The sequence below is a fragment of the Nocardia rhizosphaerae genome (assembly GCF_042650365.1).
In the GTDB taxonomy this organism is placed as follows: domain Bacteria; phylum Actinomycetota; class Actinomycetes; order Mycobacteriales; family Mycobacteriaceae; genus Nocardia; species Nocardia rhizosphaerae.
Window position 1 is genome coordinate 42,378 of sequence record NZ_JBHSBA010000003.1, and the last position, 20,076, is coordinate 62,453.

Consider the following 20,076-nt stretch of genomic DNA (forward strand, 5'->3'; position numbering starts at 1 on the left):
ACGCGGCGGCCGGATCTCGGGGGTGGCGCCGGCGTGGCGGACGGCGGTGGCGTGGTTGAGGCGATGGAAGCTGCCGCGGGCGCGGGCCACTTCGCGCCCAACCCCGAGTGAGCGGCACACCCTGACGACCAGCGGCGAGAGCCCGGCCCGCGCCGCACGGGCTCTACCGAAGATCACCGGCATGTATCGATGACGGCGAGCGCGCGACGGCCGCTCGTCGGCGACGTACGATCCGTCCGGCGAATGGGACCGTGACGAGCATCCCTGCACCGAGCGGCGGGTTTCGGGGGATACTTGAGGCGGTGCCACCGCGAGGTGGGGCCACATTGCGGCAAATTTCAGGGAAAGGGAGCTTGACGACGTGGATGCGCGTTCGCTTGCGCTGGTCCGCGCCGATTTCCGCGGGGTGTCGGAGACACCCGGTGGCCCAGAGCGGCTGATCAGCGCTTTCTATGGTCACCTGTTCGCGCAGAACCCGGCGTTACGTGAGCTGTTCCCGCCCGCGATGGACATGATGCCCAAGCGCCTGGTGTCGGCGCTGCAGTACGTACTGGACAATCTGGAGGACTTCGAACGGGCGCAGAAGTTCCTCGAGCAACTCGCCCGCGACCATCGCAAGTACGGAGTCGAAGCCGACCATTACGACCTGGCGGGCCGGGCGCTGCTCGCGGCCCTGCGTTCCTTCCACGGCAATCGCTGGACCAGGGAGTTACACGAGGGCTGGAGCGACGTCACCATCCTGGTCTCGGCGTCGATGGCGATCGGCGCGAACGAGGACAAATCGCAGCCGTTCTGGGGCGCGACGGTGGTGGGCCATCGCAAGGTGCTCGACGATCTGGCCATCGTGCGGTTACAAGCCGACGGGCCGATCCCGTTCAAGGCCGGGCAGTACGTGCCGGTGCAGGTGCCACAGCGGCCGAACATGTGGCGCTACTTCTCCCCCGCCATCCCCGCGAACCCATACGGCGAGATCGAATTCCATGTGCGCCGGATCAGCGGCGGCTGGGTGAGCCCCGCCATCGTCAACGACACCAAGGTCGGCGACCGCTGGAAGATCGCAGGCCCGCTCGGCGGCCTGCACGTCGACCGGGAGTCGGGACGCGATGTGCTGCTCATCGGCTCCGGGACCGGGATCGCGCCGCTGCGGGCGCAGCTGATCGAGATGAGTCAGCGCGGGATCAACCCGCGGGTGCACTTCTTCCTCGGCGGCCACTACCCCGGCGACCTCTACGACGTGGACAACATGTGGCAGCTCTCCCAGTCGAACCCGTGGCTGACGGTGGTTCCGGTGTGCCAGGAACGCGACGATCCGTGGTGGTATCCGCAGCGGCCCACCGCCCCGCCGATGGGCATGCACCGCAGGCTCGTCGGTAATCTGGGTGCGGTGGTGACCAGCTTCGGCGCGTGGTCCGATCGGCAGATCCAGATCGCGGGGTCGCCGAAGATGATCGCCGAAACCCGGCGCACCCTCATCCGGGCAGGCACCCCACCCGAGATCATCGCGTCCGACCCGGTCAGCTGAGAACCTTCCCGCCCTTCGTGAAAGAGGCCGATGAGCAGCGAACTTCCCGATCCCGCCTGGACGGCGACCGTGGTCGGCCATCACCGCCTGCGCAACGACGTCGCCGTGATCCGTCTGATCGGTGACTTCGTGCCGTTCGCCGCGGGCGGTTCGGTGGAGGTGGAGGTGCCGCAGCATCCAGGCGTGCGGCGCAGGTTCTCGCCCGCGCTGCCGCCCTCCCTCGACGGCAAGCTCGAGTTCCATGTGCGCACCGTGCCCGGCGGCTGGTGCTCGGGCTCGATCGTCGCCGACACCAAGCCGGGCGACCAGTGGCGGATCAGCGCGCCGCACAGCGTTTTCCACATCGATCCCGAGGCCGCCGAGGTGGTGCTGATCGCGGGCGGCACCGGGCTGGCGCCGCTGCGCGCCCAGATCCTCGACCTGGCCCGCCGCGAAACCCCGCCGCGCACCTTCCTCTTCTTCGGCGGACGTTCGCCCCGCGACCTCTACGCCTCGGACATGCTGTACCTGCTGTCCGGCGAATTGCCCTGGCTCACCGTGATTCCGGTCGTCGAAAGCCCCGACGACTCCCCGATCCGCGACGAATGGCACGAACAGACCCGCGTCGACATCGGCTTCTCCCCCGCCGAAATGCTGCACGGCACCCTCGCCGACGTCGCCGCCGCGCACGGTCCCTTCACTCAGTCCCAGGTACTCGTCTGCGGTTCGCCTGCCATGGTCCGTACCACCGTCGACCGCCTGGTCGAATCCGGTACTCCCACGGAGAACATCGTGGCCGAGGGGGCTTGAGGTAGGCAGGGCCGACTCGCAGGACGGTCGCCGCAGATCGTCCTGCGAGTCGGCCGCATTCGGCAAGCACGTCGATACCGGTCGCGGCAGTCGAGTGGGCGCCACACTCTTCGCAATTCCGGTTTCGGTGGCGGTGTGGGCTATTTCGCGGGGGCGTAGATCTGGTTGAGCACACCGGTGCTGAACACATCGGCCGAGGTGAGCTTCAGATCGATGCTGTCGTCGAGCTTGTCGAACCAGCGGGCACCCTTGCCGACGATGACGGGGTGGACGAACAGCTGCAGCTGGTCGAGCATGCCCGCGCGCAGCAGGGACTGAACCAGGGTGAGGCTGCCGGTGATGGCGATGTCGCCGCCGTCGGACGTCTTGAGTTCGCGGATTCCGGCGAGCACGTCGCCGCCGATGATCTCGGAGTTGTTCCAGGTGGCTTCGGTGAGCGTGGTGGAAGCGACGTACTTCTTCTGGTTGTTCATGAAGTCGGCGAACTCGTCGTCGCTGGTCGGCCAGTGCGCCGCGAACTCCTCGTACTGGACGCGGCCGAGCAGCATCGCGTCGGAGGTACCCATGCCCGCGCCGATGGCGGCACCCATTTCGTCGTTGAAGTAGGGGAAGTGCCAGTCGTCGGGGGCTTCGGCGACGCCGTCAGCGGAGACGAACAGGCTGGAAATGATCTTGCGCATCGGATTCTCCATCAGTGGGGGTTCGCCTCGACCAGATCGGGCGAGGCGCAGAAAGCGTGGTCGTGGGCGGGCCTTCGACCCTTACCAGGGTGTACTGTACCGTACGGTTCCGGGTGAACTGAACAGTACGGTACACTCGATACTCTGTCAACAGATCCGAGAACGGGATATACCGGAGGCCTTATGCCACAGACCGAAACAACGTCCGGCCTCGCCGGAACCACCGCCGCCGAACAGGCGCGCCTCCGGATCATGGAGGCGGCGATGGAGGTGTTCCTGCGAGATGGTTACCTCGGAGCCAAAACCGACGAGATCGCCAAGGTCGCGGGTTCGTCGAAGCAGACGATCTACAAGCGGTTCGGCAGCAAGGACAAACTGTTCGAGCAGATCGTGTTCGATCGGCTCAGCGGAATCGACCAGGTCTTCCGGGAAGCCATCGGCGAACTCGCCTCCACCGACGACGTGGAAACCACGCTACGCACGGTGGCGCACCGCTTCGTCCACTTGCTCACTCGACCCGCGCAGCTGCGGGTGCGTCGGCTGGTCATCGCCGAGGCGGGCCGCTTCCCCCAACTCGGGCGCGCCTACTTCGAAGCGGGTCCCGAACGGGTCCACGCGATGCTGGCGTCCTGCTTCGCACAACTGACCGACCGCGGCCTGCTGCGCACCGGTGAGCCCGAACTTGCCGCGAACCATTTCACGTGGCTGGTGGTGTCGGTCCCGGTCAACAAGGTCATGTTCTGTGGCGACGACACCACGTTCACCGACGCCGAACTCGACCACTACGCCGACGCCGGTGTCGAGGTCTTCCTTGCCGCGTACCGCGCCCCAGCCCGGTAGCCCGCGCGTACCGCGCGGCTCAGAACAACGGGTCGTGGCGGATGGACTTGGCTTGGGTGCCCGCGGCCATGAGGCGGAACTTGGTGGTTTGGACCATGGACGGGGAACCGACGATTTGGACGTCGCGGTCGGCCCAGGGGCCATAGGCCGCGACGATCTTGCCGATCTGGCCGGTCATCCGAGGTTCGAGGCCGGGTAGGTCGGGTTGCGGTTCCCCGGAATCGTAGTACCACCAGGGGTTTTCGTCGCTCTCGCTGACGGGGGTGATGGTGAGCCACTTGTTGGCGACGGCCAGCTGGCTCAGGACCTGCAAGTCGTAGAGGTCGCAGGGGTGGTGGCCGCCGACGAACAGGTGCACCTTCGGGTTCACGCGGCGCTGGGCCATCGCCATGATCTGAGCGCGCAGCGGGGCGATGCCGGTGCCGCAGCCGACCATCAGCATCTTGCGTTTGGTGTTGCGTGGCACGCCGAGACCGCCGAGTGGGGAACCGAGCAGCCATTGGTCACCGACTTCGGTGTGCGAGACCATGGCCGGGCTCACCCAGCCGCCGAGCACGCTGCGCACATGGAACTCGACCTCGCCGTTCGCGTTCGCCGGATTGGCCGGGGACAGATAGCGCCACATCCGGGGCCGCGTCGGCACCTGGACGCTGACATATTGTCCGGCCGCGTACTGCATGGGCTGATCGAGCTGGACCCGGATGACCGACAGATTCCGAAGCACCTCGCGGCGTTCGACGACGGTCGCGGTCCAGGCGGGCGGAGTGGTCTCCTTGTCGGCGGCGCTGATCATCGCGCCGCTGATGGTGGCCAGGCCCTCGTCCCAGGCGGTGGCGACCTCCTCGGTCCACATCTCGGTGCCGGCGAATTGGCGCATCGCGGCCTTGAGCGAGTTGGCCACCGCGACATAGTGCGCGGGCTGCACACCGTACTTGCGGTGGTCGCGTCCGAGCTGGGCGAGGAAGGGCAGCAGTTTATCCGGCTCTTCGAGCCGGTCGAGCGCGTAGGAGATCGCCTTGACGAGCCGGTCACGCTGGGCATCCATGGCTGCCGGAAAGTAGTCGCGGATGCCGGGGTAGTCCGTGAACAGGATCGAGTAGAACGACCTGGCCAGCCGCTCGGGCCCACCGTCTTCCGCAGCAACCGCCTTGAACGTGGTACGGATCAAAGCGACAGTCCGCGAATCCATATGTGTCACAACCTCGTTTCGCCATCGAACGCTAGCCGCGCCGGCGAGTGACGGGCTGGGAGGACACTCGTCAGCAGCCGATGCGAGAAGTCTAGGCGAGGTTTGCCAGCTTCGGAATCGTACTCTTAAACATCACACGTGTAATTCAGAAAAAACCAGGTGGTACTCATTAGTAACACCTGAAAAACCTACATCGAGACTGTTAATGACCGGTGAACATGAGCTCATTCCCCAATGTATGGTGCCGTAAAATCGGCATCTCACCGCCAACCTGCCTGGTAGAGCGACCTTTCCGCTACGCACCACCAACCCGGCCGCCCGACGCGCCGTGCCGCGACACGCGGGGAGACTCCCCCGGAGCGGCCCGTCTAGCACACGAAATCGCGCTCCGATCGAGCCGAATTCAGCATCCCCTCAGCTAACTTTCGTGATGATCCCGAGATATATCCGCACCTCACGGCGTTGCGCCACGAGGGCCGTCGGACAGGATCGCGAATTAATGGGTTGCTGAAGAATCACCAGGCGGTCGCCGGGGGTTGACCGGGAAACGCACGAGCCCCCGGCCCGCGCCCGCCTACGGCGGAACGCGAACCGGGGGCTCGCCGGATCGTGGAACCTAACGCCGGTTCCGTGGCTGCCACACCACCAGCGCCGTGCTGCGCTGCGGCGGCGACAGATCGGGCCGATAGCCCGCCCGCAACCGCTCCAGCTCCGCACTCATCTCCTCGACACGCTGCTGCAGCGCCTCGACCTGATTGGTGAGCTCGATGATGCGCTTGATGCCGGCGAGGTTGACCCCTTCGTCCTGCGACAGCCGCTGCACCTCGCGCAGCAGCTCGACATCGCGGGCCGAGTACCGGCGTCCGCCACCCGAAGTGCGTTGGGGAGTGACCAGGCCCAGCCGGTCGTAGGTGCGCAGGGTCTGCGCGTGCATCCCCGCGAGCTGGGCCGCCACCGAGATCATGAAGAACTCGGCGCGCGCGCCGCCACCCGACGCGGACCTCGGACTATCGGACATCAGGCACCCGCCCATCCCGCACGCGGATCGAAACCACCGGCCTTCTCCGCCTCCTGGTAGCGCTTGAGCGCATCGGTGGCGTCGGAGTCCAGGTGCTGCGGAACCGCGACCTTCACCGTGACCAGCAGGTCGCCCGCGCCGCCTGCCGCGCCGCGCTTGGGCACACCGCGACCGCGTACCCGCAGGATACGCCCGTCGGCGGTGCCCGCAGGCACCTTCACGCCGACCCGGCCGTCCAGCGTCGGCACGGAAACAGTTGTTCCCAGTACCAATTCGCTGTAACTCACCGGGAGTACCAGGGTGAGGTCGTCGCCCTGACGGCCGAAGACCTTGTCCTGACTGACGTGCACGGTCACGTAGAGATCGCCCGAAGGCGCCCCACGCAGGCCCGCCTCACCCTGCCCGGCCAGCCGGATCTTCTGCCCGTCACTGACACCGGGCGGAATGCGCACGGTGATGGTGCGGGTGCGGTTCTGGATACCGGTGCCCGCACAGTCGACGCACGGGTCGTCGATGATCGAGCCGGTGCCACGGCAGTCGTCACAGGGCTCGCTGAAACCGAACGCGCCCTGATTACGGCTGACCACGCCGGATCCGTTGCAGTGCGGGCACACCCGCGGGCTGGTGCCCGGCTTGGCGCCGCTGCCGTGACACGTGGTGCACGGTGACGGACTGGTCATCCGCAGCGGGACGGTGACGCCCTGGGCCGCCTCACGGAAACCCAGCGTCGTCTCGGTCTCCACATCGGCACCACGGCGCGGACGGCTGGCGCCGCGCGCACCGCCCCGGTTGAACAGCCCGCCCAGCAGATCGCCGAGCCCGCCGTCACCGGCACCGGCACCACCCGGCTGACCGAAGATGTCACCGATATTGAAGTCCTGCGAGAAGCCACCGGCGGCACCGGGATTGAACCCGCCGCCGTAGCCGCGCCCGGCACCGCCCGCGAACAGGCGGCGCGTCTCGTCGTACTCCTTGCGCTTGGCCGGATCCGACAGCACGGCATTGGCCTCGCTGACCGCCTTGAACCGCTCCTCGGCCTTGGTGTCACCCGGGTTGGAATCCGGGTGCAGGTCGCGAGCGAGCTTGCGGTAGGCCTTCTTGATCTCGTCCTGCGAGGCGCCGGAGGAGACACCCAGCTCCTTGTAGAAGTCCTTCTCGATCCACTCCCGTTGGCTCACCGGGCATCTCCTCCTCTCGCGTTATTTTTGAGTGTCGCCGTCGGCATCCGGATCCGATGCCTCGGTGGCCTCGGCATCGGTCACCCCGACCAGCGCGTGCCGAAGCACCCGCTCGCCGAACCGATAGCCCTTGCGCATGACGACGCCGATGACTGGATCGGCGCCCGAACCCTCGTGCTGCACGGCCTCGTGCAGCGTGGGGTCGAACGGGTCACCGATCGCACCGAACTCGACCAGACCCTGCTTGGTGAGCGCGGTCTCGAGCTTGTCGGCGACGGCCTTGAGCGGGCCGGTGTCCAGGTCGCCGTGCGCCCTGGCCCGGTCCAGATCGTCGAGCACACCGAGCAGTTCGGTGACGACGGCGGCCTTGGCCGCGTCGATGTTCGCCTGACGATCCCGCTCGACCCGGCGGCGGTAGTTCGCGTATTCCGCGGTCAACCGCTGCAGGTCGGCGGTGCGCTCGGCCAGCTCGTCGCTGACCGGCGCCTCGGCCTCGCCGTCGGTGGCGGGCTCCGCCGCCGCGGCGGCGGAGTCCATGTCCTCGACGATGTCTTCGATCAGCTCCTGTTCGGAGTTGGCCTCGGTCACTTCTTCTCCGTGTCGACCGGCTCGTCAACGACCTCGGCATCGACGACCTGGTCGTCGTCGGCGGCGGGACCGGCACCGTTGCCACCGGCGGCCGCGTCGGCGGCCTGCGCCTCGTAGAGCGCCTGGCCCAGCGCCTGCGACTCGGCGGCCAGCTTCTCCACCGCGGTCTTCACGGCGGCGATATCGGTGCCGGCCAGCGCGGTGTTCGCCTCGGCGATCGCGGCTTCCACCTTGGACTTGGTGTCGGCGGGCACCTTGTCCTCGTTGTCCTTGATGAACTTCTCGGTCTGGTGCACCAGCGACTCGGCCTGGTTGCGGGTCTCGGCCTCCTCGCGGCGGGCCTTGTCCTCGGCGGCGTGCGCCTCGGCGTCCTTGACCATCCGGTCGATCTCTTCCTTGGACAGGCCGGAGCCGTCCTGGATCTTGATCTTGTTCTCCTTGCCGGTGCCCTTGTCCTTCGCGGTGACGTGGACGATGCCGTTGGCGTCGATGTCGAAGGTGACCTCGATCTGCGGCACGCCGCGCGGGGCCGGGGGCAGGCCGGTCAGCTCGAAGGAGCCGAGCAGCTTGTTGTGCGAGGCGATCTCGCGCTCACCCTGGAACACCTGGATCTGCACCGACGGCTGGTTGTCGTCAGCGGTGGTGAACGTCTCCGAACGCTTGGTCGGAATGGTGGTGTTGCGCTCGATGAGCTTGGTCATCACGCCACCCTTGGTCTCGATGCCCAGCGACAGCGGGGTGACATCGAGCAGCAGGACGTCCTTGACCTCGCCCTTGAGCACACCGGCCTGCAGGGCGGCGCCGACGGCGACGACCTCGTCCGGGTTCACGCCCTTGTTCGGCTCACGGCCGCCGGTCAGTTCCTTGACCAGCTCGGAGACGGCGGGCATGCGGGTGGAACCACCGACGAGCACGACGTGATCGATGTCGGCCACGTTGATGCCTGCGTCCTTGATGACGGACTGGAACGGCGCGCGGGTGCGGTCAAGCAGATCGGAGGTGATCTTCTGGAACTCCGAGCGGGTCAGCTGCTCGTCGAGGAACAGCGGGTTCTTGTCCGCGTCGACGGTGATGTAGGGCAGGTTGATCGAGGTGCTCTGGCTGGAGGACAGCTCGATCTTCGCCTTCTCGGCAGCCTCGCGCAGGCGCTGCATGGCCATCTTGTCCTTGGTCAGGTCGATGCCCGAGCTGGCCTTGAACTTGTCGACGAGCCAGGTGACGATGCGCTCGTCCCAGTCGTCGCCACCGAGGTGGTTGTCACCGGAGGTCGCGCGGACCTCGACGACGCCCTCACCGATCTCGAGCAGCGAGACGTCGAAGGTGCCGCCACCGAGGTCGAAGACCAGGATGGTCTGCTCTTTGTCGCCCTTGTCCAGGCCGTACGCCAGCGCGGCCGCGGTGGGCTCGTTGACGATGCGCAGCACGTTCAGACCGGCGATCTGCCCGGCTTCCTTGGTGGCCTGCCGCTGGGCGTCCTCGAAGTAGGCGGGGACGGTGATGACCGCGTCGGTGATCTCCTCGCCCAGGTAGGCCTCGGCGTCGCGCTTCAGCTTCATCAGCGTGCGCGCGGAGATCTCCTGCGAGGTGTACTTCTTGCCGTCGATCTCGGTGCTCCAGTCGGTGCCGATGTGGCGCTTGACCGAGCGGATCGTGCGGTCGACATTGGTGACGGCCTGGTTCTTCGCAGGCTGGCCGACGAGAACCTCGCCGTTCTTCGCGAACGCGACGATCGAGGGGGTGGTGCGCGAGCCTTCCGAGTTCGCGACGACGACCGGCTCGCCGCCTTCGAGAACGCTGACGACCGAGTTCGTGGTCCCGAGGTCGATTCCGACCGCACGAGCCATAGTGATTCCTCCTGTTTGACGTATGTATGTGAGTGCTCTCGAAGCCAGACCCCAGGCACATCACGCGGAGCACAGCCTCAGCAACGCTGAGCGTGGTCAGCTCAATCCTGCCCTCGAGTTCCGTCACGAGTCAACTAGAACTTGAGTCTGCCACGCTCAATGTTGTCGATCTGCACAACCTTCAGCTGCGACGATTCATTCCCGCCGCCCGAAAAAATTTCCCGAACCCTGGGCCATTCTTGCGTCGACCCGGCTCAGCTCGCATCTGCGGCCCGGCGATCGTGACGGCATCGAGACCAGTTGGTCGGTATCGGCCGCCGGAGCACCGTCGCTGCCCGTTCGATGCCCCGGCTCGGCCCGAAACCTATTGCCCTAGTCCGGCGATGATGCCTTCGGCGCTGCGGGCCGCCGCGCGACAGGCGGTAGCGGTGGCCTGGTCGGCCAGCGGGTGGGTGGAGCGGGATCGCCAGGTATGCACGGCCGTGACAGCCGCCGCGCGCACAGCGGCGGGGTCCGCGTCGATCGGGAGACCGAGCCGCACATGCGGCGCCACACCCGCACCACCGAGTACGCGATGCAGGTCGGCGAGCGCAGGGGCCGGCAGCGGCAATTCATCGGTGCGGAGGCGACCAAGCAGCCGGAGTTCGGTGAATCCGTGCACGTCGGCCAGGCGGGCACGGACCCTTGGCAGCAGCAGATCGGCTTCCGTGCCGGGATAGGCGGTGAGGACACGATCGAGTGAACTCAACGCCGAATGTGCCTTCAACTCCTCCGCGCGCTGGCCGAACTGCACCTCCAGCACCGCGCGCAACTCCTCGATTCCGCTGCGCGCCGACAGCTCCGCCGACAGCGACGCGGCATCGCGAGCCCCGAGCCGGACCAGCATGGTGGCCATCCGGATGCCGAACAAACCGAACCGGTCCACCAGCTGCGCGCGCAGTTCCGGGGCGACCGGGAGCGCGATGTCGGCGCGGGCGAAACGGTCGGCCGACAACAGCGCGACGCTCAGGTCCTCGGCCGGCACCGCCGACAACGCTTCGAAGGCGGCGAACTCCGGTTGCCGCAGCGTCGACGCCGCGAAGGCCAACAGCCCTGCGACCGGGATCACCGCCTGACACAAACCAGTTCGCTCCAGCTCCGCGGCGAATCTGGCGGCGATGTCACGCGCCGAGTGCAGCGCGTCGATGCGGCCCGCACCGATTTCGTCGGCCCGCGACACCACCCCGATCACCCCGAGCGGCCCCGCGCCGCCCGCACCGGTGCCGAGCTGTTCGAGAAAGCGGACGTCGGTGGCGTCGAGCCGGCGCAACAGATAGACGACGGCGTCCGCGCCCGGCGCCGCGAACGGTGGCGAACCACCACCGGGATCGGCGGGAGTCAGCAGCCGCGCGGTGCGCTGGGACACCTCACGCGACAGCGACGAGGTACCTGGCGTATCGATGATCGTCGTCTGCGCCAGCGCCGCCGACGGCCAGCCGACGGCCAAGTGATCCACCGGACGCGGCCCCGGCCGATCCCACTGCAGTGCGCTGAGGTCGAAGGTCAGACCATGCGCGCCGCCGCCACGGCGCACGATCACGTTCGCGCTGGCACCGTCGGGCGCGTACGCGGTGACGGTGGGCGTGGCGCTGTCGCGGTACCAGGTGACCACGCGGGTGCACTCGGTCGCGTCGGTGGGCGCCACCGCCTGACCGACCAGCGCGTTGAGCAGCGTCGACTTACCCGCCTTGATCGAACCGGCCAGAGCGACCCGCAACGGCTCGCGCAGCCGGTACGCGCAGTCGGCGAGCAATCTGCGCGGATGGGTGTTCGGGCCGAATGCCCGCGCCGCCGCGTCGACCAGCTCGTGCGCCTCGGCCAGGATCTTCGGTGCGGTCTGGCCCGCGGGCGACGCGGTGTCGAAACGGTTGGTCACCCGGATACCGTACCGTCGGCCCGTCCAGGTTCGGTCAGCATCGAATCCGCGTAGCGACGCAGCTCCGCGACAGCGTGCAACTGACGTTCGAGCACCGAGGTCCGCTCGGCCCGGAGGGTGGCGGCCATCGTCGCGGCCTCCTGCGCGGCGCGTAGCGACGCATCAATCGAGCGCAGACTGCGGTCGGCGACCCCGGCGAAGTGATCGCGCAGGGCACGATGAATGCGGTGCAAGCGGTCTTTGGTGTCCTTGGCCGCCTGGAAAGCGACGTCGTCGAGAAAGCGGCGGACCTCGGCGTTGGCCTCTATCCGGCGGCGGGCCAGCCGGGCGGTCTTGTCGTCGCGGTAGGCCTTGCCGCCGACGATCAGACCGGCGCCGAGAGAAATCGGATTCAGCATCGCGAAACCGGCGAAGGTGGTGGCCAAGCCGATCATCAGGACGCCACCGTAGGAACCACGCATGCCGACCAGCACCTTGCCGGTGAAGCCGAGATCGGGTTCGAGGTCCGCCAGCGAACCCGAGCTGGTGAGCGCGCGTTCGTCGCCGAGCTCGGGGAGATCGACCGCACCGACCTCGGTGAAGTGGTCCGCGATGCGCTGGGCGAGCAGCTCGGTGCGGTGGTGGGTGAGCAGCAGATTCTCACCCAGAGCTGTGTCGATGGCGTCGGTCAGCCATTCGGCGATCGCGTCCCAATGCCTGCCCGGATCGTGTTCGTCGATCCACTCCTGGCCGGTACGGGCTATCCCACGCAAACGTTCGCGCAGGTCGTGGTCGATATCGCCGACGAGGTCGGTGACTCCGTCGGCGAGCGTCTGCTGCCAGCTCGCGGTCCGTCGCTGTAGCGCTTCCGCGGCGGCGCGCGCGGTCTGCAGTTCGGTGACCGCCGCGGAGCCGAGCGCCGGATCACGCAACGCCACCAGCTCGCTGCCCAGCGCCAACGCGAGATGCTCGGCCGCCGAATGCAACTCGCGGGCGACCGCGTGCCGCGTGGCAGCCTGGTCGCTGGCGACGACCCGGTCACGCAGGAAGCCGAACAGCGGGCCGAATCCGGACTCACGACCCAGCTCCGCGTCTTGCAAACGCAAGGCGTGCGCACGCAGTAACGCCGACACGGGGATCAGGGCCACCTCGGCCTCCGCATTCGCGAGGTGGGTGCGATCCGCCTCGAGGACGCGATGCCAATGCGGATACAGGTCGGTCTTGGTGAGCAGGACGGCCACCGTGGGACACAGTTCACGGATCTGACGAACGAAGGTGAGCTCGGGTTCGGTAAGCTCGGTGCCCGCGTCGGACAGCACGAGTACTGCGTCGGCAGCCGCGGCCATGCCCAGAATGGCCGCGGTACTGGTACTTCCGTGACCGCCGACGCCGGGGGTGTCGATGAGGACGACGCCGTCGGCCAGCAGCTGATTCGGCAGCTCGGCCTCGATGCGCGCGATCCGCCTACCCTCCGCCAGCGGGCTGCGCGCGTCGATCTCACCGATCTCGCCGAACGGGATCTGCACCCGTGTCTCCTCGGCGCCGGGGGCTGTGAGCACCAGGTGCGCCCGCTGGACAGCGCCGTAGGACAGGTGCAGCGGAATCACGGTCGTGGTGTCGTCGCCGACCCGACACACATCCAGCCCGAGCAAGGCGTTGACGAACCGGCTCTTGCCCTGCTTCAGGTGGCCGGTCACGACGATGCGATGACGCGGATCACGCACTCGCTCGGCGACCTGTGCCAGCCGCCCGACCAGATCGTCGCGACCGGCCGCACGGGCCGCCGCGACGGTGTCGGACAACACCGTCGTCAGCGGCACCGCGTTCGGTGCGAGAGTCCCCATCGCCGTGCCCGTTTCGCTCAGTGGAACATTCCGTCGGTGTGCGTATCGACTCCGGTGTCGACGACGGTACTCGACTCGCCGAACAGCGACGTCTCGCCGCCGAGAGACGAGCCGTGCAGACCGGACCCGAACGCGCTCGACACGTCGACCGAAGACCAGGTGTCGGCGGCCGTGGTGACCGCGCCCTGGGAAGTCGCACCGAGAACGCCGTCGGTCTGAGTTCCCGCACCGGCATCGACGGCGCCGCCGAGGCCGGTCTGCGCCTCACCCACGACCGAACCACCAAGACCGACACCGGTCTCCAAACCGGATTGCGCGCCACCCGTGACCGAACCCCCGACCTCCGCACCCGCATCCACCACGCCACCGAGCCCGGTCTGCGCCCCACCCACGACCGAACCACCAAGACCGACACCGGTCTCCAAACCGGATTGCGCGCCACCCGTCATCGCGCCGGACAACTCGCCCCCGGCCTCGGCAAGGCCGCCGATGCCCGCCTGTGCGCTGCCTGCCGCCGAGCCGATCAGGCCGGTGCTTGCGTCGATCGCGCCGCCGAGCCCCGACTCGGCACCACCGGCAACCGAACCAGTGAGGCCGACACCCGATTCCAGCGCCGCGCCGAGACCCGCATCGATGTCGGCGGCGGCCGAACCGGCGAGCTCAGCGCCGACGTTCGCGGTGGTGTCAAGGCCGCCTTGCAGACCAGTGGTCAGGCCGATGCCCGCCGCACCGGACAGCGCTGTATCGAGCCCGGTGCCGAATTCCGCGGACCCCTCACCCGTCGACACTGTGTCGAGACCGCCGGTGAGTCCAGCACCCGCCGAAGCCGCAGCACCGAGACCGGTCTCCAGACCGGTGATCGCCGTGGTGGTCGCTGCCGCGCCGACGCTGCCCGCCGCCTGCGCCCCGGCACCCGCCGCCGCGCCGAGCCCGGCCGCCGCCGTGGTTGCCCCACTCATGCCGCCGGCCAGAGCACCTCCGAGTTGGCCTCCCAGCCCGGTTCCGAGATTCGACGTGAGCCCAGTCGTGCCGTCGACCCCGGCAGCGACAGCCCCTTCCAGACCCGCACCGAGATCCGCGGCGCCGCCGATCGCCCCAGCGAGACTCGCCCCGGCGCCGGCCACACCGTCCAAACCTGCCACGAGATCGGTGCCCGCACCCGCTGCGCCCGACAACGCGCCATCGAGCCCAGCGCCTGGACCGACCGCACCATCCAGCGCGCCACCGAGACCCGCGGTCAGATCGGCACCTGCCTCCAGCGCACCGTCCAGGTCGGCGCCGATGTCGAGGCCGCTTCCCAGACCAGCGCCCCCCGCGACAGCACCGGTCAGTGCGCCGTCGAGACCGGCAGCGGCGGCTGCGGCGCCGCCGAGCGCACCTTCGAGACCTGCGGCCACCTCAGCCCCCGCGCCTGCCGCACCTGTCAAAGCGCCATTCAGACCAGCACCGATACCGGCCGCGCCGTCCAGCGCACCACCAAGACCAGCCGCCAGATCAACCCCCGCACCAACCGCACCGTCCAGTGCGGCGCCGAGACCTGCGCCCGCACCGATCGCACCGTTCAGCGCGCCGCCGAGACCTGCGGCCAGATCAACCCCCGCACCGACCACCCCGTCCAGTGCGGCGCCGAGACCTGCGCCCGCACCGATCGCACCGTTCAGCGCGCCGCCGAGACCTGCGGCGATATCGGCACCGACACCGATCGCGCCGTTCAGGCCGGTGGCGAGATCAGCGTTCACGTCGATGTCGGCGCCCGTGACGGCGCTGACGGCAGCGTCGATGCCCGCGCCCACCTGCGCGGCGGCGTCGGCGACAATCGAGCCGCCGAGGTCGATATCGGCACCAGCGGCGGCCGCGGCGGTGACAGCCGCGGCCGTGGTCGCGGTGGCGGCGACCGTAGCGCCGGCGCCAGCGGCCGCGCCTGCCGCGACAATGGATTGCAGCTGGGAGCCGCCGTGGACCAGCGCGGATTCGGCCACCATGGGGGCGACCGCGGAGATGTCCTCGGGCGTCACATCCAAACCTGCGGCGGACAGCGCGGCGCACGGATTGGCGCAGTAGCTCGCAGCCGCCTCCTTGTCGCGCAGCAGGTTGAGGATGAACTCCAGAATCGCGTTGGGTGTCATCGAGATCAGCTCCTCCAGATCATTGGCCTCGGTGGCCGATCCGTTGTCGTCGGAATGTCTTTCACGCTAGGACGGCACCCCGTTACAGGAAACGGGGCAAACCCCTAGTTCGCGCGAGGCACGACCCACTAGGGGGTCCTTGGTGATTAGGGGAAATTCCCCGTACTTGCCCCGGCGCGGGTAACGGCCGCCCCCTGGCAACCGACAGATCGAGTGGGAAGCCGGTCACCACGGCGGTCCCGCTCCACTGTCCATCGGAGTCCTGCGAACGGGGTTGTGCACATGACAGAGCGTCTGGCGCTCGGTATCACAGTCGGGGCGGCGAACTCGATTGCCGTTGCCACCGCGGCCGACGAAGCAGGCTCCACCGTCACCACCCATCGCAGTGCTCTGCTGGTCGGCGCCGACAGCTCGGCCAGGTTCGCCGATGCCGCACGTCACGCCGGCGGAGTCGTGGTCGACGACTATCTGTCCCGGGTCGGCGATCCGGTAGATCTGCTGGCAGCGGACGGTTCGACGCACGACGCAGCCGATCTCGTCGCCGCGGCCACGCGCGCACTGGTCGCCGAGCTCGCCGGTTCGGCCGAGCAGGCGACGATCGTCGCCTGCTGTCCCGCCTGGTGGCCGGAACAGGTCATCGAGACCGCGCGTGCCGCGCTCGGGCGGGCAGGCCTGACCGAGGTGACGCTGGTCCCGGAGCCGTTGGCCGCGCTGCGCCGCTATGAGATGGAGAATGGACTGCTCGACGACGGCGCGGTGCTTGTCTACGACCTCGGCGCGAGCGGCTTGACGGTATCCGCGCTGCGTACTGGCGAAGAGGCCGGGATGCTCGGCACCGCAGTCCACAGCACTGCTGTCGCCGGTACCGAATTCGATCTTCTGACAATGCGCTATGTCCTGGCTAACGCGCTCGGCGAGAATTCCATCGATCCGTTCGATCCTGCCGTCGAGAAAGAACTCTCGGCACTGCGAATCCGTTGCGGGAATGCGAAGGAGGAGCTCTCCAGAACTACCGCGACCGTCGTTCCGGTCGGCATGTTCGACCCCGCGGTTCGTACCGAACAGGTGCGGCTGACTCGCGGCGAACTCGAAGATCTGCTGCGCCCGTCACTGCTCGACTCGATGAATACGATCCGGGACGCGATGCACCGTGCCGGGCTCGGCCCCGGCGATATCAGCCGGGTACTGCTCACCGGCGGCGGTGGCGCGATCCCGCTGGTCGCCGAGCTGATTTCCAGCGAATTCGGGCTGCCAGTCACCGCCTGCGCCGACCCAACGACCTGTTCGGCGCACGGAGCGGCCGAGATCGGACTCGATGTCGCCGCTGTCTCGGTGCCCACCGAAGCCATCCCCACTGTACCGGTGTTGGTGCCTGCACCACAGGCCACGGCGGCCGCGGAACTCCCGCTGCCCGCCGCCGAGCCAGTGCGCACCCGCATGTTCACCGCGAGGCGGGCGGCGATCATCGGCGCAGCGGCTGTGGCCATGGCGGCACTGACCACCGGCACCCTCGCGATCGGGGGCGTGACACCGTCCTCGCCGACCGCACCCGCGACGACAACCAGCGGCGCGCCCATCCCCGGAGTCGGCGCGCCCACAGGCGCCGACGGCACACCAGCGCATTCCACCGATTCGACCGTGGCCGATCCATCGCAGCCGGGAACGCCAGGAGGCGTCGCGCCGTCCGGCGCGGTGCCCGTAGGCACGATCGAGGCGGGAACTCCGGACAGCCCACCCGCTCGAGGCAGCGCCTCGGCACCAGGCACCCAGCGTGAGGCGACCCAAGCCCCAGCGCCGGCGGGCGCCGCTCCGGCCCCAGCCGCTCCGCAGTCCGGTCAGTCACCCGCCCAGCCGGCACCGGCGCCTGCTCCCGCCCCCGCTCCCGCGCCTGCTCCCGCTCCCGCTCCCGCTCCTGCTCCTGCGCCTGCGCCAACCCGCCCCAACCTCCCCCCGGTGCAGGTGAATCCGGGCGGGTTGGTCGAGGATCTCGGTGGCGTGGTCGGCGACACCGTCGAGTCGGGAACGCGGCTGCCAGGACAGGTCCTCGGAGGAAATGGTGGCTGAGATCGCCCTCGACGCGCTCCCGAACGCCCGCACGGTTTTCCGCGAGCTCGACGCCATCGATCACCAGCCCGTCCTGATGCTCATCCGCGGACGCGCAGGAACCGGGAAGTCGGTCCTGCTCGGGGCGGTTCGGAGCGAACTTCGCCGCCGTGGCCACACGGTCGCCGATTCGGCGCACGACGATGCGGCGGTGCTGGTCGCCGACAATATCCACAGTTGCGGCGACGACGAGCTGAGCACGCTCTGCGCCGCCATCGAATCCGGCCGCTCTGTCGTGCTCGCCAGCCAACCGCGACCGCACGACGCCCGGCTGCGCACCCTGACCGACGCGGTGGCGCGTCGTGGCCGCACCGTGGAACTGCGGCCGCTCGGCCGCGCCGATATCGCCGGGTTCGCCAGGGAACTCGGCGTCGCCGTGTCCCAGCCGCTCGCGCTGCGCATCCATCAGCAGACGGCGGGCATCCCCAGCGGCGTGGTCGCCGCGCTGCGGGCGGTGCGCGCGGCCCCGCTGGAGATGAGTGTCAGCGCCGTCGACCACGCCGTCGCCGGGTGGACTCGTACCCTGCTGGACACCGTCGAACCAGATCTGCTCGAGACCCTGGTGATCGCCGCCACCGGAACCGGTTTGGACGCTACCGAACTCACCGAAGTGCTCGATGTCGACGCCGATGCCGCGCACGCCATGATCGACCGGGCCAGGGCTGGGGCGCTCGTCACCGACGCCGATCTGCTCCTCGCCCCCGCGGTCGACCCGCTGCGACGTCTGCTCGGTGAGCGACGCTTTGTTGCGGTGCAGCGCAGATTGCTGGCCACCCGCCTGGACGCCGGGCTCCTGCGGGATCGCACCGCGCTGATCCTCGCCGAGTCCGGAGTCGTCGATACCCGGCTGGCCGAGTTCCTTTGCCACGGCGCCGCGAAGTCGGAAGAACCCGCGCGATACTACGCCGCCGCGGCGGCGGCGGGCGCGCCCGTCGAGCCGATCGCGCTGGGGTGGGCCGAGGCGGCCGCAATCGCCGGTGACGCGCACACCGCGCGGCGGCTGGCCGAACCACTGCTGACCGCACCAACCGTGGACCATTCCGATCTCGTCGCCGCCGTGCGAATCTGCGCGGGCGTGCGGACCCGGCGCGGACTGGTGAGCCGCGCGGCCGGACTGTACAACTGGCTCGGAGCGGATCGGATCGGTGCCGACTGGGCCTGCGCGGCGACAGTGCTCACGCTATCGGGTGACCTGGCGGGCGCGGCCCGCATGTCCGCCATGGCCGAACACTGGCCGCCGACCGAAGCCGACGCGAGTGCGCGGCTGGTCGCCGACGCGCTTGCAGACTCACTCGACCCGCACGGCACAGGCACCGCCGCGGCGATCTCCGCGTTGATCCAGGCGGGCAATTCCGCCGACGGCCGCTACCTGCCCTGCTCCCCGATCTCGGTCGCCACCCTGCTGTGCCTCGGCACCGGTGACCCGCGCCGCGCCGAAGACGCCCTGCGCCGGACCACCGATACGGGCCGCCACCTCCCCGTTCTGCGTGCCTGGACCGCGCTGCTCGGTGGCGACGAACGACAGGCCGCGAGCCTGCTCGCCGATCTCGACATCCCCGCACTCGACGCCAGGGACCAGCTCCTCGCGCACGCTCTCGCCGTCGGTCTCGCCCGTCGTGGTGGCGACCACGCGGCACTTGCCAATGCCTGGCAGGCCGCCTGTCCGCTGTTCGACGAGCTGGAAGCCGACCTGCTGAGCCTGTTGCCGATCGGCGAACTCTGGCTGGCCGGAATCCGGGTCGGCGACGTAAGGCGAGTGACGCCGCTGGTCGACGCGGCGCGCGCGCTGCTGCGCAAGATCGGTCGCGCACCCGCTTGGGCCAACGCCTTCCACTGGTATGGGGTACAGGCCGCGCTGGCCGAGGAATCACCGCGCGAGCTGCTGCCGCACGCTCACGCGCTGAAGACGGCCGCGGAGGCCGGTGACCGCCAGGCCGCCGCGCTGGCCGATGCTGGGCGCACTTGGGTACTCGTCCTGCGCGGACAGGTGGTGGCGGCCGAGGTCCAGCCCGCGGTGTCGGCGCTGGCGGAGCTCGGCCTCACATGGGACGCCGCCCGCCTCGCCAGTGAGGCCGCGCTCGCCGTCGGAGATTCCGCGACCGCGACCCTGTTGCTGAAGCTGGCGCGCTCTGTACGTACCCGAGCACAGCCCGTCGAGCCGCGACCGGCTCAGGCACCGGGCTCGCCCGCGCGGGAGGACCCGGCACCACAAGCCATCGACGCCTCCGCCCTCAGCGAACGCGAACGCGAGGTGGCCGAGCTGGTCCTGCTCGGTCTGACCTACCGGGAGATCGGCGCTCGGCTGTACATTTCGGCGAAGACCGTGGAGCATCACGTCGCGCGGATCCGACGCCGGATAGGCGCGCGCTCCCGATCGGAATTATTGTCAATGCTCCGCGCCATGGGACACGGTTCGCTGCTGGTGTAACTCGGCGCGGAGTGTTGGTCGACGCCGAAGCGA

14 protein-coding genes are annotated in these 20,076 nt (G+C 68.9%); 5 read left to right on the forward strand and 9 right to left on the reverse strand.

Annotation, left to right across the window (positions count from 1 at the left end; genetic code table 11):
* Nucleotides 1–361: 361 nt before the first annotated feature.
* A complete protein-coding gene (locus tag ACFOW8_RS01760) occupies nucleotides 362–1,522 on the forward strand; it encodes an FAD-binding oxidoreductase (RefSeq protein WP_378544379.1) in 1,161 nt (386 codons plus the stop codon).
* A 30-nt stretch (nucleotides 1,523–1,552) separates the two neighbouring features.
* Nucleotides 1,553–2,311, forward strand: coding sequence for an FAD-binding oxidoreductase (locus tag ACFOW8_RS01765; protein WP_378544382.1), 759 nt, complete (start codon nucleotides 1,553–1,555; stop codon nucleotides 2,309–2,311).
* A gap of 140 nt (nucleotides 2,312–2,451) precedes the next feature.
* On the opposite strand, the gene ACFOW8_RS01770 is transcribed toward ACFOW8_RS01765, so the two are convergent.
* On the reverse strand, nucleotides 2,452–2,991 hold the full coding sequence (locus tag ACFOW8_RS01770; protein WP_378544385.1) for a dihydrofolate reductase family protein: 540 nt from the start codon (nucleotides 2,989–2,991) through the stop codon (nucleotides 2,452–2,454).
* Between the two features lie 183 nt (nucleotides 2,992–3,174).
* Between ACFOW8_RS01770 and ACFOW8_RS01775 the strand changes: the two genes are divergently transcribed.
* Nucleotides 3,175–3,831, forward strand: coding sequence for a TetR/AcrR family transcriptional regulator (locus ACFOW8_RS01775; RefSeq protein ID WP_378544388.1), 657 nt, complete (start codon nucleotides 3,175–3,177; stop codon nucleotides 3,829–3,831).
* A 19-nt stretch (nucleotides 3,832–3,850) separates the two neighbouring features.
* Here ACFOW8_RS01775 and ACFOW8_RS01780 read toward each other — a convergent pair whose 3' ends face one another.
* The 8 genes from ACFOW8_RS01780 to ACFOW8_RS01815 form a co-directional block, all read right to left on the reverse strand.
* Complete coding sequence (locus tag ACFOW8_RS01780; protein ID WP_378544391.1) at nucleotides 3,851–5,020, reverse strand: globin domain-containing protein; 1,170 nt, start codon at nucleotides 5,018–5,020, stop codon at nucleotides 3,851–3,853.
* A gap of 616 nt (nucleotides 5,021–5,636) precedes the next feature.
* Complete coding sequence (locus ACFOW8_RS01785) at nucleotides 5,637–6,038, reverse strand: heat shock protein transcriptional repressor HspR (RefSeq protein ID WP_378544394.1); 402 nt, start codon at nucleotides 6,036–6,038, stop codon at nucleotides 5,637–5,639.
* Nucleotides 6,038–7,216: a molecular chaperone DnaJ gene (gene dnaJ / locus ACFOW8_RS01790; protein WP_378544397.1), complete on the reverse strand. Its 1,179-nt coding sequence runs from the start codon at nucleotides 7,214–7,216 to the stop codon at nucleotides 6,038–6,040. Before dnaJ ends, ACFOW8_RS01785 begins: the two co-directional genes overlap by 1 nt.
* A gap of 21 nt (nucleotides 7,217–7,237) precedes the next feature.
* Nucleotides 7,238–7,804 carry a nucleotide exchange factor GrpE gene (gene grpE / locus ACFOW8_RS01795; RefSeq protein WP_378544400.1) on the reverse strand — a complete coding sequence of 189 codons (567 nt, stop codon included), beginning with the start codon at nucleotides 7,802–7,804 and terminating at the stop codon, nucleotides 7,238–7,240.
* Nucleotides 7,801–9,648, reverse strand: coding sequence for a molecular chaperone DnaK (gene dnaK, locus ACFOW8_RS01800; protein ID WP_378544403.1), 1,848 nt, complete (start codon nucleotides 9,646–9,648; stop codon nucleotides 7,801–7,803). Before dnaK ends, grpE begins: the two co-directional genes overlap by 4 nt.
* A gap of 364 nt (nucleotides 9,649–10,012) precedes the next feature.
* Entirely contained in the window at nucleotides 10,013–11,563 is a 1,551-nt protein-coding gene (locus ACFOW8_RS01805; protein ID WP_378544406.1) for a dynamin family protein, read from the reverse strand.
* Nucleotides 11,560–13,386 (reverse strand): dynamin family protein, encoded by a 1,827-nt coding sequence (locus tag ACFOW8_RS01810; RefSeq protein WP_378544409.1) that lies wholly within the window; start codon nucleotides 13,384–13,386, stop codon nucleotides 11,560–11,562. Before ACFOW8_RS01810 ends, ACFOW8_RS01805 begins: the two co-directional genes overlap by 4 nt.
* A gap of 17 nt (nucleotides 13,387–13,403) precedes the next feature.
* A complete protein-coding gene (locus ACFOW8_RS01815; protein ID WP_378544412.1) occupies nucleotides 13,404–15,512 on the reverse strand; it encodes an IniB N-terminal domain-containing protein in 2,109 nt (702 codons plus the stop codon).
* A gap of 282 nt (nucleotides 15,513–15,794) precedes the next feature.
* Between ACFOW8_RS01815 and ACFOW8_RS01820 the strand changes: the two genes are divergently transcribed.
* Nucleotides 15,795–17,576 carry an Hsp70 family protein gene (locus tag ACFOW8_RS01820; RefSeq protein WP_378544415.1) on the forward strand — a complete coding sequence of 594 codons (1,782 nt, stop codon included), beginning with the start codon at nucleotides 15,795–15,797 and terminating at the stop codon, nucleotides 17,574–17,576.
* Entirely contained in the window at nucleotides 17,566–20,043 is a 2,478-nt protein-coding gene (locus tag ACFOW8_RS01825; protein WP_378544418.1) for a LuxR C-terminal-related transcriptional regulator, read from the forward strand. Before ACFOW8_RS01820 ends, ACFOW8_RS01825 begins: the two co-directional genes overlap by 11 nt.
* Nucleotides 20,044–20,076: the final 33 nt, after the last annotated feature.

Bases quoted from the DNA above. Each gene is read 5' to 3' on its own strand.
- ACFOW8_RS01825 (WP_378544418.1), top strand. From the start codon at position 17,566: ATGGTGGCTGAGATCGCCCTCGACGCGCTCCCGAACGCCCGCACGGTT.
- ACFOW8_RS01780 (WP_378544391.1), bottom strand. From the start codon at position 5,020: ATGGATTCGCGGACTGTCGCTTTGATCCGTACCACGTTCAAGGCGGTT.
- ACFOW8_RS01775 (WP_378544388.1), top strand. From the start codon at position 3,175: ATGCCACAGACCGAAACAACGTCCGGCCTCGCCGGAACCACCGCCGCC.
- ACFOW8_RS01770 (WP_378544385.1), bottom strand. From the start codon at position 2,991: ATGCGCAAGATCATTTCCAGCCTGTTCGTCTCCGCTGACGGCGTCGCC.
- dnaK (WP_378544403.1), bottom strand. From the start codon at position 9,648: ATGGCTCGTGCGGTCGGAATCGACCTCGGGACCACGAACTCGGTCGTC.
- ACFOW8_RS01765 (WP_378544382.1), top strand. From the start codon at position 1,553: ATGAGCAGCGAACTTCCCGATCCCGCCTGGACGGCGACCGTGGTCGGC.
- ACFOW8_RS01810 (WP_378544409.1), bottom strand. From the start codon at position 13,386: ATGGGGACTCTCGCACCGAACGCGGTGCCGCTGACGACGGTGTTGTCC.
- ACFOW8_RS01815 (WP_378544412.1), bottom strand. From the start codon at position 15,512: ATGACACCCAACGCGATTCTGGAGTTCATCCTCAACCTGCTGCGCGAC.
- ACFOW8_RS01785 (WP_378544394.1), bottom strand. From the start codon at position 6,038: ATGTCCGATAGTCCGAGGTCCGCGTCGGGTGGCGGCGCGCGCGCCGAG.
- ACFOW8_RS01820 (WP_378544415.1), top strand. From the start codon at position 15,795: ATGACAGAGCGTCTGGCGCTCGGTATCACAGTCGGGGCGGCGAACTCG.